Here is a 14197-nt window from a genome sequence, read left to right on the forward strand (position 1 = left end):
GCGGCAGTCGATCGAAAAGGAAATGCGCGTCTACATGCTTCAATCCGGAAGGAGGACTGCCTGATCGCGTCAACGACCCTACGCTGCCTTGTCCGCCAGCATCGCCATCAGGACGTCGGACTGAGAGATTATTCCGACAAGCTTGTCGTTGACCGCGGTGACGGGAAGATAATGCAAACCTTCCTCCGCCAGATGAATGATCGCCTCTGAAATAGTCGCATCTGGAGAGACGGTCCGCACAGGCGTCGTCATGATGTCGCGCACGATCCCTGACGGTGCCCGGCCACTCGTCAAGGATACTCGCAACCTCTGCCTGAAGCCGATCGTAGGCTTGCCATTTCTCCAGCTTGCCTTGTCGAGGATGTCGGTCTGCGTAACAATACCGACAACCCGTGCCATGTCATCCGTAACTGGAAGCGCCTTGATATGGTGGAGCCGAAGAAGGTCAAGCGCGTGCCTGAGGCTGTCGTCCGCGGACACAGCGATCACACCACGGGACATGATGTCTCCACAGGTCGTCGTTCCACCACGTCGGGCATAGGACCTAAGCTCCGTCCGGTGAAGGATGTCGGCGAGATCCTCCCGATCCACGTCGATGATCTGGTCGTATTCCTTTAGCACTTCGTCGAGATCCTCGGTTCTGAAGCCGATGCGGTCGATGGGCGGTCTGTCGCCTGTCTTGTGGTCAGCCGGGTTTCGTTTCAATGAATGCGGATAGGGCCTGCCTGTCAGGTTGTTGAACGTTAGGGCGAGCAGCAGAAGCAGAATGGAGTTGCCTGCAACAGGCCAGAGTACGAAGCCGTACCCAAGCTCGTGTATGGCCGGGCCGCCCATGACGGCAGTGAGAGCAATTGCGCCGCTCGGCGGATGGAGGCAACGAAACGCCATCATAAGGGCGATGGCGATGCCGACGGCGATCGCTGCAGCCACGGCCAGGTTTGAGAACAGCAGGCCGACGGTAACGCCCGTCAGTGCGGCGATAGAGTTCCCGCCGATGATCGACCAAGGCTGCGCCAAAGGGCTTGATGGTACCGCGAAGAGAAGCACGGCGGAGGCGCCCATTGGTGCGATCAGCGTCGGTACACCAGACCCGCTTCCCACAGTTGCGACTGCGACCGCGCCAGTCGCAAATATTCCGAAGGTCGCCCCGAAGCCAGACCGAAACCGCTCGGTCAAACTGATCGTGGAGGCAACAGGTAGCAGACGTTTCAGGATCGATTGCATGCGAAGGCCTTGGGGAGACACGTGCTGGGATCAGGCAACAACGGCTGGAAGATCCGGAAGCGCCAGAAGATTTCGAAGTGGTACCGAGGGTCTCGTCAGGTCGGCGAGCGTGTATCCGTCAAGGACGTCGAGGAATGCCGCGGCGGCCGAGGCGAGGGCGCGTTTCAGGACGCACGCCGGCTGGATCACACAAATCCTTTCGGCGCCTTCCTCCATGCATGGCACGATTGCGAAATCCGGCTCCGACGCCCGCACGATCTCGCCGACGCCGATCTTTGCTGCGTCGCGCGCGAGCCGCATTCCACCTTGGCGCCCGCGCACCGTCTCGATGAATCCTTTGAGCCCGAGTTCATGAGTGATCTTCATCAGATGCGCCCTGGAGATGTCGTAGGCGTCAGCGATCTCGGAGATCGTCGAAAGACGCTCGCCGTTGAGCGCGAGGTACATCATCAACCGCAGTGCATAGTCGGAATAGACAGTGAGCCGCATTTCTGGTCTCGTTGGGGTGGCAGGTCTCCCACCTCTATAAGATATCTTGGGTATGAATCAAATGCGGGGCGGATGTCTGTCCGCCCCGCGCACGAGTTCACGCAGCAGCCAAGTCGTCGGCGGGGCCGAAGAACTCGAAATGGATGCGTTCCTGCGCGACGCCCGCCTGCAGGAGGCCGTTTACAAATGCCGCCAGGAACGGCTTCGGGCCGCAGAGATAAAAGTCGGCATCCCGAAGTGGCGTGTTCGCGGCGAGCCAGTCGATCGTGATATGGCCGTCGTGATCGAAGTGTACGCCTCGTTCATCGTCCTCGTGGGGTGTTCCATAGAAGATCGCAGCCTTCAGATGCGCGCGGCCCTCGACGAGTTGGCGCACATGGTCGCCCATCGCATGAACGCGACCGTCCTGCGCACCATGGACGTAGTGGACCTGATGCTCGACGCCGCTGTCGACGATCGTCTCCAGCATGCTGACCATCGGAGTGAGGCCAACGCCGCCGCTGAGAAGAACAACTGGCCGCTCCGGGCGCTCGGGCAGATGGAAATCGCCTGTTGGCGGTGCCACATCGATCACGTCGCCTTCCTGGATCCGGTCATGCAGATGCCTGGATACTGTTCCCAACGCCTCGCGCTTGACCGAAATGCGATAGGTCATGCCATTTGGCGACGACGAGATGCTGTAGTTGCGGCGCTGCGGGGGAAGGCCGGGAACGTCGAACTTGAAGGTCAGGTACTGGCCGGGACGATGGCCGACGACCGGACCGCCATCGAACGGCTGCAGAACGAACGAGGTGATGATGTCGCTCTCCCGACGCTTCGCAGCGACCTTGAATTTGCGCCAACCGTTCCAGCCGCCGACCGATCCCTTCAGGTGGTCGTAGATCTGCTTTTCCCGGCCGATCAGGATGCTGGCGAGGAACCAGAAGGCTTCCCCCCCACGCGCCAAGGATCTCTTCGGTCGCCGCATCGCCAAGCACGTCCTTGATCGCGCCAAGCAAGGCGACTGCGACATGAGGGTAGTGCTCCGGAAGAATGTGCAGACCGACATGTTTCTGGGCAATGCGTTCGACTGCTGGCCCAAGGACCGAGAGGTTGTCGATGTTTTGGGCGTAGGCGAGGATCGCGTGAGCAAGTGCCTTGGTCTGCCGTCCGTCGTCACCCTGGTTTGCCTGATTGAACATGTCGCGGACGGCCGGGTCCTCGAACAAGCGCCTGTACATTGCTCCGGTGATCGTCGGGCCATGTGCCGCCAGCGCGGGCACGGTAGCTCTGACAATTGCTTTGGTTTGTTCACTCAACTGGTTCGACATGATGATCTCCGTTCTGGGTGTCTTTGTCGAAGAGCGGTTTATGCCCTTAAAGATACATCTGCAATATATGTTTTATGGCTAAGCCTGGAATGTGCCGTTCTGTCGCAGCCGTTGCCGATGTCGGCACGACCTACTTTGCCGCAGGCGACTTTGCGGGCGGATCGTAGGCTCTGGCCTGGAGATCACGACCTCCGGTCAGATTGCCGTGGACGAAAAGACCCGCCAATAGCATCAGCATGCCAGCGATGATGGCCAGTCCCACGAAGCTGCCGGAGGACGGCTGCCGCGGCTCGTTCGAGCGGGATTTCGGCATTTGCTTCTCCTCGGTGTCGGTGCCGCAGGTCCCGAAAGGGGCCTGCCGAGGCGGCTGAGATCTCGGCAGGCCAGTTCGCAGATCGCGCCCGCGGCAGGCTCGTCTGCTACCGTGCCTTGGGCAGCACGGCGGGGGGAACAAGAAGGAGGATGTCACGAGGATCGCCGATCGAATTGTATCGGAGAGACGCGTTTGGAACGCTTCGACCGTCAAGCGTCGCAGAAAGCTTCAACGACGGCCCGACCGTTCAACGGATGTGCCGATGGTGATAGAACGGATGTGCCCGCAGGCGCTTCTATCGTTTCGACTTCATCCTGATCTGGAGGAAAGAAAATGAGACGGCTTGCGGGAAAAGTTGCCATCGTCACGGGTGCGAGCGCAGGGATTGGCCGCGCGACTGCCCTGAAGTTTGCCGCTGAGGGGGCGATGGTCGTCGTCGGCGCCAGACGACATTCGGAGCTGCAATCGCTGGTCTCCGAGATCGAATCCCTTGGCGGTGTCGCCGCGATGGTCGCTGGCGATGTGGCGGAGGAAGACTACGCGCGAACGTTGGTAGAGACGGCCTTCGCGCGGTTCGGCGGACTGGACGTGGCGTTCAACAACGCCGGGACGATCGGCGAAGCTGGGCCTTCAGAGATCGTTTCGAAGCAAGGTTTCGAGAAAGCGCTCTCCGTCAATCTCACGGCGTCCTTTATCGCCGCAAGAACGCAGATCCCTCGCATGGCGGCGTCGGGTGGCGGCTCGGTGATCTTCACCTGTACGATCGTCGGCTCGAGTTTCGGAATTCCCGGCACCGTCGCTTACGCCGCCAGCAAGTCGGGACTCGTCGGACTGACCCAGACGCTCGCGACGGAATACGGCCCGAAGAACATCCGGGTGAACGCAATCCTTCCGGGAGCGATCGAGACGTCGATGTATCACGAGATGAACGACACGCCCGACAAGCAGAGTTTCATGGTCAACATGAGCGCGCTCAAGCGTCTCGGGCGTCCTGAGGAACTTGCGGGCGCGGCACTGTTTCTCGCTTCCGACGACTCGACCTTCGTGACGGGAAATACAATGCTCGTTGACGGTGGGGCGACGATCACCCGGACCTGACCGCATGACAGCGGCGTGCCCGGCATGATAGATCGTTGTCGTATAGACGAGGTGAAGCATGACGGACATCGACCGCGGCCAGACCGTGCCCAGGCTAGAGCCTCAGCAGAGGAGAAGCAGGGAGGCGCGCGCACGCATCCTGGCCGCCGCCGAGACGCTGTTGCGGGAAGATGGGATCGACGGGTTCTCGATGGCGGCCGTCGGGAAGGTGGCGGACATGCCCGTCGGCAACATCTACCGCCGCTTCGAAGGAAAAGACGACCTTCTGCAGGCGTTGAAGGACGTGGTGGCGCTTCGGATTCGGGAGGCTGTGGTCAAAGCCGTTCAAGGGGGGGATCATTGCAGCCTTGAAAGCTATGTCACTGCCTTCGCACTTGCGGTTGGCGACGTGTTCTCCAACGATGAGGCACTGCACAGGGCACTCTTCGATCCCCGTGTCGCCAACAGGCCGATGCTGGAGACGGGGCAAGGCGTCCGGCAGACAATCTTCGGCTTCTTTCTCGGTGGTCTACGAGAGCACTTTCCAACGATGCGAGACGAACGCCTAGCTTCTGCCGCCAAAGTCGCCTTCTCGATCATCACGAACGCGGCAATCTTCAAGGTTAGAGGAAGCGATCCGATAATGAGCGGTTTTTCGTGGGCGGCAGTGAAGAGCGAGTACGGCATGGCGGCGTTCGCCTATCTCGAAAAGGCCGTGACAGACACACCGTCATACAAAATGTCTCCCAAGTAGCGGGTCGCGTGGTTCCAGTTTCATCTGGCTGCGCTACGCCGCCGCCCCACAATTTTCGGCATGCCCATTCGCGGCGGTCATAAAAAGTGGTAAAACGTAAATGCGAACGCGATTCGCATTCTGTTATGCTCTTGGGCGGGAATATCCGATGACGGATACTGGGAAGACGGAAATCAACAGCGGACTCATCACATGGATCATAGGGCAGGACATCGTGCTCGCAGACGATGTGGCGGCGCGCATGTTCGGATTGGACGAGGAGGAATGCGCGAGCGGAGTGGAGATCGGCGTCTTTCTGGCGCAGGTCGCCGAACCTGACAGGGGCAGGGTCGCGCGCCAGCTCTACGAAAGCATAGCCACTAACAGCCCATATTTCGAGGAGTTCAACCTCAACCTTGGGGGCACCGGAAACACCGTCGTCATGAAGGGGCGCTCGGTCGGTGACGTTCTTTTCACCTGCATCGTCGCCCAGGTGGATTGCGGTCTCAGGTTTGGAAAGCTGCAGGACTTATGCCTGGCTGCCTACGAGGCGGCGAGGGACGAGAACAACAATATCGCGGCAACGCAGCTCGCCCGAACGATTTCGCTGCTCGGCTCAACCGAGCCGCTACACATGCACTGAACCAGAATCATTCACAACGGTTTCTGCGCCAGACACCCGGAGTTGTTCCGACATACTGCATGAAGACTCGAGTGAAGTGGCTTTGATCGGAGAAGCCGCTGAGGATGCCAACTTCGGCGAGGGATTTGCCCTTGTCAAGCAACAGTTCCTTGGCGTGGTCCAGTCGCCGTAGTTGGAACCATTCGTGTGGAGACTGGCCTGTAGTCTGTCGAAAGGCCCGGCAGAAGTGCCTCTTCGACAGTCCGCATTCCCTCGCGAGCGCCTCGAGCTCCAGAGCACCATCGAGCCGCGACTCGATCAGTTCCGTGGCCCGCTTGCGCTGCCATGGCGCGAGACCGCCTTTGGAGACCTTGCCTCCGGGCGATAGCCCTCCGTAGGTCGATGCGACGTGGGAGGCCATCGCAAGGGAGATGTGATCAACGAAGAGCTGAGGAACCTCGTCCGGGTTGGCGAAGGCGGTCGCCGCAGCCGTCATCAGGCTCGCCATCGTCGGGTCGTCGTAGCCAAAGCCCGGCTTGTAGACCAGTTCGCTGATCTTGGGGGCGCAGGCCTCCTCGGCGACCTTGTCGAGCACGTCCGACGGCAGGTAGAAGTGCACGGAGTGGAAGGGCTTGTCCAACAGCACAACGGGATCTCGCTGCAGATCGTACACGAGGCTCTGGCCCTGACGAAGATCTTGCACCGGATACTGCCTGCCATCCTCCCAGTAGCGATGCGTGGGGTAGTCGCGCAATTGAAGCGCCACGAGGTAGGCCGTCTCTCGCGGAATGGACTTGCTTGGGAACGGGGACGGCGCGCTGCCCTTGATTTCGGTAAGGGCAAGATTTTCCCGCTTCAGGTTCCGGGACAGCACTGTCGGGACGTTCTGAAGTTCGAAACGCGAACCGAGGTTTTCACCATATGCACCTGCGTCAGTCATGGAGCGGCTCCCTAACGGATCTGATCTTACGACGCCGATCTGCGCTTGCAACTTCGTTTCGGACGAGGTCTGGATTTTGCGTCCACATCGTTCAATACCGAGCGAAATTTTTCAAGGAGGCGCTGAGAACAGAGAAAGACGAGCCCGTTCCTGGGGGGAGGAAGCGCGGAGCGGGCTCGTCGTTTGGCAGTCGTTGCCGAGGGGTTAGCGGCGGCTGCCATCTCGTGCGGGAGAGGCACGGTGTCGCGACATTCACACTATGCACGAGCAGGCATGTCCATTCTTGAATGATCGGGCACGGGTTGGAGAACCGGGCCGCATAGGGAGGAGCGTGCTCAAGCTACCACTATGCGTCGGGGATCGGCCGCTTCGAGAGCGGCCTTGCGGTCGGCACTCGGCGGGTAGATCCACATCGTGTTTATCTTCGTCTTCAGCTCTTTCGCTTCGGCACCCTTCAGCATGACCTGTCGATCCCAGCCCTCGGTGTAGACCGCACCCCATGGGCCAAGGTCGAGGCAGGTCACGTACTTCGGTTGGCTGTAAGGGATCGGCTCGACACCGAGAAGGCCAGCGGCGACGTTGTTGCCCGCCGAACGTCCGAGGTTCATCGCATGCTGGCAGGACATCATTGCATAATTTCCGAGGTCGTCGGTCGCGGCATAGGCGACATCCCCGGTCGCGTAGACGTCGGCGTGGCCGACGACCTTCAAATTGCGGTCGACGTGCAGCCGTCCGACAGCGTCGCGTTCAGCTTCGATCTGTTTCGTCAGCGGGTTGGCGCGGACTCCTGCAGTCCACACGACCGTCGCCGCGTCGATACGCTCGCCGGACGATAGCGTCACGCCTCGGGCGTCGACCGCGATGATCCCCGCACCAAGCCGCGTCTCAACGCCGAGTTCGGAAAGCGCCTGCTCGATGACCGGACGCGGGCCAGGTCCGAGGTCGGGCCCGATCGCCTCGTTGCGCTCAACGATAACTACTCTGACGGCGGCATCCTCGCCCAGCGCAGTGCGCAGCCTATGCGGCATTTCGGCCGCAGTCTCGATACCGGTGAAGCCGCCTCCCGCGACGATGACGGTATTCCTTGCGGGGCTTTCGGGAAGCTCGTGCAGTTCGGAGAGGTGTTCTTCGAGGATGGCGGCATCGGCAAGCTGATCGACATTGAAGGCATGCTGTTCCAGACCGGGAATGTCAGGCCGGAACAGCTTACTGCCAGTCGCGAGCACGAGCTTGCTGAAGGCGATCTCCATCTCGCGGCCTTCGTCGTCGAGAAAGGTCACGCGGTTTCGGTCGGTCGATATGGAAGCAACATGGCCCTGAATGAAGCGAACACCCACGTTCTTGAATATCTCGCTCAGGGGAGCGCTCATCTTCGCCGCATGCTCTTCGTAGAGCCGCGGCCGGACATGGAGATCGGGCTGCGGGGCGATCAACGCCACCTCTACGGCACCGTCGGCCTTGCCTTGCTCGTCAAGAAGCCTGACTGCACTTAAAGCCGCCCACATTCCCGCGAAGCCAGCGCCGATGATCAGAATACGTTCGCTCATTTTCCGTTTCCTTTGGACATGGCACCGCCCGCCGCATGACCAAGGGATGCGGTCGTCGATGGCCATACTGATGATCGCCCTGGAAGGGCGGTTTCACGACACGCTATTCGCATCGCATTGGACACGACGAAGCTTCGGCTTGATGCCGATCTTTATCGCAAGCTGGGGGCGGACTGCGAGGACTGGAGGATTTCCGGTTGCTCAGTCCGCCGAAAGCGGTCTGATAGACGATCGCCAGTCGCGGGGCCTGTCGCCAGTGATCCGCAGAAAGGTGCGGGCGAAGTGGGCGTGATCCGCAAACCCGCAGCGCGCCCCGATATCGGCCAGCGAGAGGGAACGGTCCCGCATGAGGTCGCATGCGTGCCTGATCCTTCGTCGCAGCAGCCACTGCTGCGGTGTCTCGCCCATTGTGCGGCTGAACGCGCGGCCGAAATGGGATACAGAGGCGGAGCACTCCCTTGCCACTTCCAAGACTGAAACGTCGCTCTCGATGCGCGAATCCATCAGTTCCAGCGCCCGTCTCATCTGCAATGGCGCAAGGCCCCGGCTGCCAGCGATGCTTCGTTCCTCCAGCCGCCCGTACCGCACGCAGATGTGGACGGCGGCGGCGAGCGTGATCTGCTCGACGAAAAGCCGCGGGAAGCTGGCGGGTTCCTCGAAGCATGGTCGCAGTGCCGTCATGAGATTGTTAAGTGTCGCGTCATCGGCGGAAGATCCTGCTGGGTGCGCAAGCTCCGCAATGCGTGGCGCGCCCATGTCGTCGGTGATGAAGTCCAGCATCGATCGCGGAAGGTGATAGATGTAGCTGTGGGACGAGCTTCGCGGCCTGACCCGAAGCTCTCGGCGCAGATCGTATATGCTTGACGTTCCGGTCGGCAGAGGTTCCCTGCCGCACGACCTGCCATCGACCCAGAGTTCGTGGTCTGGGCAGTCCTCGGCCTGCGTTGATACGAGCCATGCGTCTTCATAGGGAAAGACGTCGCTCATCTCCGGATTGCCCGAGCAGATCAACTTCGTGACTGCGATCTCCGAGTTCCCGAGCAGGGAGCTCACAAGCACAGGCGCCTCTGTCACGCCGATCGGCCTTCCCAGATCCTTGCCGAAGGCCCCATTGATCGTTTTCGCGCCGCCGACTTCGCTCGCAGCGCTCACCGATGTGGCCCTCCCGCCCGAAGCTCAACGGACATCATAGGGTTTTCCCTCCGGATCGGCATGGACCGTCCAGAACCCCTCCGACTTGAACGACAGCGCGGTGGCGTAGCTGTCCTCAAGATACTGGAGGAAGACGATTTTGCCAGCCGCGACTTTCGCCCACACGGAGAACGGCGAGGATGTCGACTTCGAGAGCGTGTTCGAGCACTGCTTCACCGTGCCGAACGCGGCGACGTTTCCGCCCGACCCAAAGATGGTCTCGACGACGAACTCTTCGTTCCGGATGTAGCGGAACATCCGGGAATGGGCGTCGAGGAACCCTTGCGGTCCATGATTTCTGCCGGCCCACGGCAGAACCTTTTCCAGATCCGGGTTCTTATCGTTTATCGAAAGATGCACGGCATCGTCGGCCACCAGCTCGTGCACTGCTTCGGGATGTGCCGGATTCTCCAAAAAACGCCGGAGGATGTCGACTGGGTCTTTTCGCGATCTCATCTGCTCGATCTCCATTCTCTCGGCCTCATTCAGCGTCAGGCGTGGTCGGATGAGTTGCATCGCTGTCGAGAACGAAAACCGCCAGCAGTTTCGCAGGCTTCGTCTTGCTGGCATTTTCGCTCACCCGGTGGTGCGCTCCCGGAACCTCGAACCAGTTCTCGCCAACCTTGAACACATGGACGGGACCGTCGTCGACTTGGCTGCGGATCGCTCCTTCCAGGACGTACGCGAAGATAAATGCGGACTTGTCATGCGTGTGCGACGGCGACGTGCCGCCGGGTGCGTATTCCACGACGAAGGCGCGCAGGCTCTTTCCAGGTATGTTTGGGATCTTCTCAAGAAACGCCTGGGAAACGGTCTCTCCCTTAGCGTCGTGGGCGTGAACCGGGCCTGAAAATGCCAGGGTAACGGCACATGCTATGACGGATTTATAGAAGTACATGTGATCCTCCTTCATCGGGTCCGACTGTCTTAAATTCGAATGTCTCGTACCTATTGAACCGTCTGCACAATCTTGTTGGGATCGAGCCACATTGACGTGAGTCGAGGTGACCGATCTATTCGACCGTCATGACTATCTTGCCCTTGCCTCGCGGGCGTGTCCCTTCGAGCATCTCGTGGGCTTCAGTCGCCTTCGAGAGTGGAAGAACCTTGCCTAAGCGGGTCTCAAGTTCGCCGCTGTCGATGGCGGCTGAGATGTCCACCAGCTCTCCAGTGGTGACGGCGACGAGGAAGAACGAGGCATGGATGCCCAGCTTGGCGGCCAGCTCCTCGTCGGGCTTGGAGACTGCGGAGATCAGGTAGCCGCCGTGTCGAACAACACCGAAGGAACGGAGCTGTGTCTCGCCTCCGACGAGATCGATCACCGCATCGACACCATCAGTCGCTTCGTCGAACTTCTGTTTCTTGTAGTCGATCACAAGGTTCGCACCGAGGCCCTTCACGTAGTCCACATCCTCGGTCGCACAGGTCGCGATGATCTTAAGCTTGGCCCTGCGTGCGAGCTGGACCGCGAAGGCGCCGACGCTGCCCGCTGCTCCATGGATCAGTACGGTCTGGCTCGCCGTCAGACGAGCATGCTGAAATAGCGCCTGCTTCGCCGTGACGGCGATGACTGGCACCGATGCGGCCTCGACGTCGCCGATGGTGACGGGCTTGTGCCCGCCCATGGCGGCCTTGACGATCGCGTAGTCCGAATAGGCTCCAGTAAATCTTTCGTTGGTCACGCCGTAAACGGCATCTCCCGGTTTGAATCCTTTCACGTCCAGCCCGAGAGCATCCACGACACCGGAATAGTCGGATCCAAGTGTAAGGGGCAGGGGTTGCGGCAGCGCGCTTTTGCCGGATCTGATCCAGCTATCCCAAGGGCCGACACCGATCGCCTTGATACGGACGCGCATTTCGCCCGCGCCGGGTTCATCGAGAGGGAGAACCTCAGCTCTGATTACATCGGGACCTCCGAACTCGTTCACGCGATACGAGGTCATGGTGGTTGTGCCTGCGCTTGCAGAACTCATTGGTTTCTCCATGTGAAATGCCGCCAGAGATCGAGCAGGCGGCCCGTTAGGCTGACCGGGCATTGATCATAGTCGGTGCAGCTCGCTTGCAGAGGCTGCGCGGTATCGAGAATACTCAAGCTCTCCGACCCGTCCTTTCGGATGGCCGGAGAGCTTATTCCGAAGACGACGCTTCGGTCTGCGTTGGTACGGCTGGACCCGCGCTGGGTCGGACGCGCTGAGGACCCATATTGCGGCAGCCGCGGAGAGCACGCAGGGAAGCGAGAGAGGATATCGTCTCCAGAAATGACGGACCATGCGACGGATTGCCTGTGATAGCTGGCATCATTCTGGGAAATGAAATCCAGATTGTATTTTGAACAAGCGACTTCCTTTGTGTGTTAGGGACACGATCCCGAACGATGCGTCTCCCGATCTCGAGGGGTTAAAGACCCGCGCAACTTGTCCGCATACTTCCAGCCGTGCCCCATTCCTTCAATAACGCGGTACTCGTTTGCGACACGCTGAAGTCGAACATGCGGGCGATGGAGCATACGCGATGGGTGGGAGCGAATTTCGACGTGGATGGCCACCGCTGACGGCAGCGTTGCTCGGCAATGCAATCGGTGTTCACTCCCTGCCGCCATACACCATCGGCCTCTTCATGGGGCCGCTTCAGGCGGAATTCGGCTGGGAGAGAACGTCCATATCAGCGGGAATAACTGTCCTCACAATATGCAGCGCCATCAGCGCTCCGTTCGTAGGCTCAGCCCTGACACGGTTTGGGGCTAGTCCACTCATCGTCGGCGGTCTCGGCTTTGGGGCGCTGGGGTACTTCGCGCTGAGTTCGATGGGGCCGTCGATCGCAATATTCTTGGCGATCATGGGGGCGATGGCGCTCCTTGGTTCCGGATGCGGACCGGTCACTCTTTCCCATCTGCTTGTGACATCGTTCGAGAGAAGGCGCGGCACCGCACTCGGAGTTGCGATGATGGGTATTGGCCTTTCAGGTACTATCGCTCCATTTCTTCTCGGGCATGTCGTCAACGGGAGCGGCTGGCGAATGGGCTATGTCACGCTCGCCGTCATGATGATTGGGGCGATACCTGTCATGCTCTGCTTCCTCGTCATCACGAAGACGCGGTTTCCCGAGGCAGCGACGCGGCGCCATCTGCCTCGGGAAAGTATCCCTTGGAACGATTCGACCTTCCGTCGGATGCTCGCCGCATTCTTCTGTGTTGCGCTAGCGAGCGGAGGCGTTGTGGTTCACTTTGTCCCGATGCTTGTCGACAACGGGTACGCCGTCGCCCACGCTTCGGCTGCATCGAGCTTCCTTGGGATTTCGTTGGTCCTCGGACGGCTGCTGACTGGCCTCATTATCGATCGGGTGTTCGCGCCTACGGTCGCCGCTGTCATCATGCTCGGCAGTTCGCTCGGGTTTGTCGTGCTGTTCAGTCTGGGCGGCGACTGGATTCCGTTGACTGCCGTGCTCGTCGGTCTGACACTAGGCGCCGAGCTCGACCTCATCGCCTACCTGGTGTCGCGCTACTTCGGGCCGGCAGCGTACGGCAGGATCGTGGGGGTCCTCTATTCCGGCTTCCTGGTCGGAGTCGCTCTTTCTCCGCTGTTCTTCGCGATCCTGAGAGATACGGGCGGCAGCTACTCTCCATGCCTGCTCTGGGCCGCCTTCTTCCTCGGGATCGGCGCCAATCTGTTCAAAGGACTTCCGCCCTTTGAAGAGCCGATTCAATCGGAGGTTCGGAAGCTGAGGCCTGCGTGATTCATGTCCCGAACCATCAATCCTCGCTCGGAGTGCCTTGCTATTTTTTGGTTGTCCGAACCAACGCCCAACTCGAGAGGTAGAAGAACGGAATGAACGCTCGTGGCGCCTATGGGGCCAACCTTGCAAGCGCGCTCAACGCACAGGCTGCTCGGTCTTTCCTGACGAGAACAAGTCTGAAAAGAAGTAGCATCGCCGTCACGCAAATCAGATGCGATATCGCGGACAACGTTCTTACGGCACCTGTCGAGAACGAGGACGCCATCCTAGTCATGCTGCAGCTAAGGGACTGGCCGAAGAGAATCCTTTGGAGAGACGGACGCCCTGTTGAGGCTCGGCCATTGGCGGCAGGAGCCGTTTCCATCTTCGACCTCAGAACCCGCTGGGTTGGGCATCGGGTCTGCCCAATCCACCAGTTAAATTTCTATCTCCCTCGCCACTCCCTGGACGAGATTGCGGACACAGAGGGTCTCGCCCATGTCCAGCACTTCAACAATGATCCCCTCGTCGGTGCGAGCGATCATGTCATCTGGAACCTCGGAAAGTCGCTGCTTCAGGCCTTCGACCGTCCCAACGAGGCCAACCAGCTATTCGTGGATCATGTTACCGCGGCTACCGCGGCATATGTCCTGCGGAAATATGGGATCGTTTCTTCAGTGCCTCGCCTGATTGGAGCGAAGCTATCGCTCGGTCAGCAAAAAAAGGTGAAGGAAATGATCGCTGCCAACCTCGACGGCGCGATATCTACTGCATCGCTGGCAGCCGAGTGCTCGCTCACCATTTCCGAATTCAATATTGCCTTCGAACGCTCGGTCGGCGTTCGCCCGGACATCTGGCTGGCGGAGCGCAGAATAGAGCGAGCGATGTTTCTGCTGCGGTCGACCGGATCTTCGTTGACGGAGATTGCTGCGGAGAGCGGCTTTTACGACGGCAGGCATCTATCTCGGGTATTCTGGAAGATTGTCGGTGTCAGCCCCGAAGAGTGGCGGCACCTGCTACGGCATTGAAGGAGGATGTGA

The 14197-nt window shown here is 60.0% G+C and carries 14 protein-coding genes and 1 pseudogene; 5 read left to right on the forward strand and 10 right to left on the reverse strand.

What is annotated here, in order from left to right:
* Nucleotides 1-78: 78 nt before the first annotated feature.
* From ASE04_RS22785 to ASE04_RS22800, 4 genes and pseudogenes are all read right to left on the reverse strand, one after another.
* On the reverse strand, nt 79-1224 hold the full coding sequence (locus ASE04_RS22785; protein WP_056822821.1) for an HPP family protein: 1146 nt from the start codon (nt 1222-1224) through the stop codon (nt 79-81).
* 30 nt (nt 1225-1254) lie between these two features.
* On the reverse strand, nt 1255-1713 hold the full coding sequence (locus ASE04_RS22790; RefSeq protein WP_056822823.1) for an RrF2 family transcriptional regulator: 459 nt from the start codon (nt 1711-1713) through the stop codon (nt 1255-1257).
* 97 nt (nt 1714-1810) lie between these two features.
* A pseudogene (gene hmpA, locus ASE04_RS22795) lies at nt 1811-3023 on the reverse strand (NO-inducible flavohemoprotein).
* A 130-nt stretch (nt 3024-3153) separates the two neighbouring features.
* Nucleotides 3154-3336, reverse strand: a complete 183-nt coding sequence (locus tag ASE04_RS22800) for a hypothetical protein (protein ID WP_056822826.1) — start codon at nt 3334-3336, stop codon at nt 3154-3156.
* Nucleotides 3337-3669: 333 nt separating this feature from the next.
* Here ASE04_RS22800 and ASE04_RS22805 point away from each other — a divergent pair, with 333 nt between their 5' ends.
* From ASE04_RS22805 to ASE04_RS22815, 3 genes are all read left to right on the forward strand, one after another.
* Nucleotides 3670-4434: an SDR family oxidoreductase gene (locus tag ASE04_RS22805; RefSeq protein ID WP_056822831.1), complete on the forward strand. Its 765-nt coding sequence runs from the start codon at nt 3670-3672 to the stop codon at nt 4432-4434.
* Nucleotides 4435-4492: 58 nt separating this feature from the next.
* A complete protein-coding gene (locus tag ASE04_RS22810; RefSeq protein ID WP_056822836.1) occupies nt 4493-5167 on the forward strand; it encodes a TetR/AcrR family transcriptional regulator in 675 nt (224 codons plus the stop codon).
* Between the two features lie 148 nt (nt 5168-5315).
* Entirely contained in the window at nt 5316-5789 is a 474-nt protein-coding gene (locus ASE04_RS22815; protein ID WP_056822839.1) for a hypothetical protein, read from the forward strand.
* A 7-nt stretch (nt 5790-5796) separates the two neighbouring features.
* Here ASE04_RS22815 and ASE04_RS22820 read toward each other — a convergent pair whose 3' ends face one another.
* From ASE04_RS22820 to ASE04_RS22845, 6 genes are all read right to left on the reverse strand, one after another.
* On the reverse strand, nt 5797-6708 hold the full coding sequence (locus ASE04_RS22820) for a helix-turn-helix domain-containing protein (protein WP_056822845.1): 912 nt from the start codon (nt 6706-6708) through the stop codon (nt 5797-5799).
* A gap of 335 nt (nt 6709-7043) precedes the next feature.
* The gene (locus tag ASE04_RS22825; protein WP_056822848.1) at nt 7044-8255 is read right to left on the reverse strand and encodes an NAD(P)/FAD-dependent oxidoreductase; all 1212 of its coding nucleotides are present in this window, start codon (nt 8253-8255) and stop codon (nt 7044-7046) included.
* A 201-nt stretch (nt 8256-8456) separates the two neighbouring features.
* Nucleotides 8457-9407, reverse strand: coding sequence for a helix-turn-helix domain-containing protein (locus ASE04_RS22830; RefSeq protein WP_056822852.1), 951 nt, complete (start codon nt 9405-9407; stop codon nt 8457-8459).
* A 24-nt stretch (nt 9408-9431) separates the two neighbouring features.
* Nucleotides 9432-9902, reverse strand: coding sequence for a nuclear transport factor 2 family protein (locus ASE04_RS22835; RefSeq protein ID WP_156408870.1), 471 nt, complete (start codon nt 9900-9902; stop codon nt 9432-9434).
* Nucleotides 9903-9927: 25 nt separating this feature from the next.
* The gene (locus tag ASE04_RS22840) at nt 9928-10344 is read right to left on the reverse strand and encodes a cupin domain-containing protein (RefSeq protein WP_056822859.1); all 417 of its coding nucleotides are present in this window, start codon (nt 10342-10344) and stop codon (nt 9928-9930) included.
* 115 nt (nt 10345-10459) lie between these two features.
* Nucleotides 10460-11419: an NADP-dependent oxidoreductase gene (locus tag ASE04_RS22845; protein WP_244490479.1), complete on the reverse strand. Its 960-nt coding sequence runs from the start codon at nt 11417-11419 to the stop codon at nt 10460-10462.
* A gap of 538 nt (nt 11420-11957) precedes the next feature.
* Between ASE04_RS22845 and ASE04_RS22855 the strand changes: the two genes are divergently transcribed.
* Together ASE04_RS22855 and ASE04_RS22860 are read left to right on the forward strand one after the other, a co-directional pair.
* Nucleotides 11958-13178, forward strand: coding sequence for an MFS transporter (locus tag ASE04_RS22855; protein ID WP_082597452.1), 1221 nt, complete (start codon nt 11958-11960; stop codon nt 13176-13178).
* A gap of 92 nt (nt 13179-13270) precedes the next feature.
* Nucleotides 13271-14185, forward strand: a complete 915-nt coding sequence (locus ASE04_RS22860; protein ID WP_056822868.1) for a helix-turn-helix domain-containing protein — start codon at nt 13271-13273, stop codon at nt 14183-14185.
* Nucleotides 14186-14197 lie beyond the last annotated feature (12 nt).

It is taken from the genome of Rhizobium sp. Root708, assembly GCF_001429725.1.
GTDB lineage: Bacteria > Pseudomonadota > Alphaproteobacteria > Rhizobiales > Rhizobiaceae > Rhizobium.

Bases quoted from the DNA above. Each gene is read 5' to 3' on its own strand.
- ASE04_RS22785 (WP_056822821.1), bottom strand. From the start codon at position 1,224: ATGCAATCGATCCTGAAACGTCTGCTACCTGTTGCCTCCACGATCAGT.
- ASE04_RS22790 (WP_056822823.1), bottom strand. From the start codon at position 1,713: ATGCGGCTCACTGTCTATTCCGACTATGCACTGCGGTTGATGATGTAC.
- ASE04_RS22800 (WP_056822826.1), bottom strand. From the start codon at position 3,336: ATGCCGAAATCCCGCTCGAACGAGCCGCGGCAGCCGTCCTCCGGCAGC.
- ASE04_RS22805 (WP_056822831.1), top strand. From the start codon at position 3,670: ATGAGACGGCTTGCGGGAAAAGTTGCCATCGTCACGGGTGCGAGCGCA.
- ASE04_RS22810 (WP_056822836.1), top strand. From the start codon at position 4,493: ATGACGGACATCGACCGCGGCCAGACCGTGCCCAGGCTAGAGCCTCAG.
- ASE04_RS22815 (WP_056822839.1), top strand. From the start codon at position 5,316: ATGACGGATACTGGGAAGACGGAAATCAACAGCGGACTCATCACATGG.
- ASE04_RS22820 (WP_056822845.1), bottom strand. From the start codon at position 6,708: ATGACTGACGCAGGTGCATATGGTGAAAACCTCGGTTCGCGTTTCGAA.
- ASE04_RS22825 (WP_056822848.1), bottom strand. From the start codon at position 8,255: ATGAGCGAACGTATTCTGATCATCGGCGCTGGCTTCGCGGGAATGTGG.
- ASE04_RS22835 (WP_156408870.1), bottom strand. From the start codon at position 9,902: ATGAGATCGCGAAAAGACCCAGTCGACATCCTCCGGCGTTTTTTGGAG.
- ASE04_RS22840 (WP_056822859.1), bottom strand. From the start codon at position 10,344: ATGTACTTCTATAAATCCGTCATAGCATGTGCCGTTACCCTGGCATTT.
- ASE04_RS22845 (WP_244490479.1), bottom strand. From the start codon at position 11,419: ATGAGTTCTGCAAGCGCAGGCACAACCACCATGACCTCGTATCGCGTG.
- ASE04_RS22855 (WP_082597452.1), top strand. From the start codon at position 11,958: ATGGGTGGGAGCGAATTTCGACGTGGATGGCCACCGCTGACGGCAGCG.
- ASE04_RS22860 (WP_056822868.1), top strand. From the start codon at position 13,271: ATGAACGCTCGTGGCGCCTATGGGGCCAACCTTGCAAGCGCGCTCAAC.